This window comes from Gardnerella sp. c11Ua_71, from assembly GCF_055818025.1.
This window is the reverse complement of the sequence record NZ_JARFVR010000016.1, coordinates 1-653: the sequence shown is the minus strand read 5'-3', so window position 1 is coordinate 653 and position 653 is coordinate 1. Positions and strand designations below refer to the sequence as shown.

Below are 653 nucleotides of genomic sequence, written 5' to 3'. Positions count from 1 at the left end.
AAGAAGGACGATACTACCACTCCTGATCAGAAGATCAAGGATCTTGGTAAGTTGAACTTGTCTGATGCTGCTAAGAAGAAGCTTGCTGTTCATTACGTGTATAAGGCTAAGCTTGCTTTGGATGAGGCTGATAATAATCTTGCTGAGAAGAAGGCTGATTATGCTGCTAAGAGGAAGACTCTTCTTGAGACTATGACTGAGCTTGCTGCTCGTAAGGCCGCTGCTGAGAAGGCTAACCAGGATTTGACTGATTTCTTGGCTTCTGGTGAGAATAATTCTGCTAAGGAAACTGCTCTTCGTGATGCTTTGAACCGTGCTCATGCTCATGAGCAGCGTGCTTTTGACGCTGAGCAGAAGGCTGAAGCTGAGTTTAATGCTGCTCGTGATGCTGCTTTCGCTGCTGTTGCTGCTTATAACAAGGCTTTGGCTGAGTATAAGGATGCTTATAATGATGCGGTTCGTTTGGGTGTGAATCCTGCTGCTCTTCCTCCTGTTGTGACTTCTGATCCTTTGGCTGCTGATTTCCCAGCTGTTCCTGGTACGAAGCAGATTTATGCTGATGCTTTGAATGGTAAGTTTGGTCCTGCTGCTCAGGCTTCTGCTAAGAAGACTGAGGCTGCTAAGGCTCAGGCTACTGCTCCAGCCGCTGCTGG

Annotated in this window: 1 pseudogene; it reads left to right on the top strand. The window is 47.2% G+C overall.

Annotated features, from left to right (window positions below):
- Window positions 1-653, top strand: a pseudogene (locus P0106_RS07160) (hypothetical protein); the annotation flags it as partial.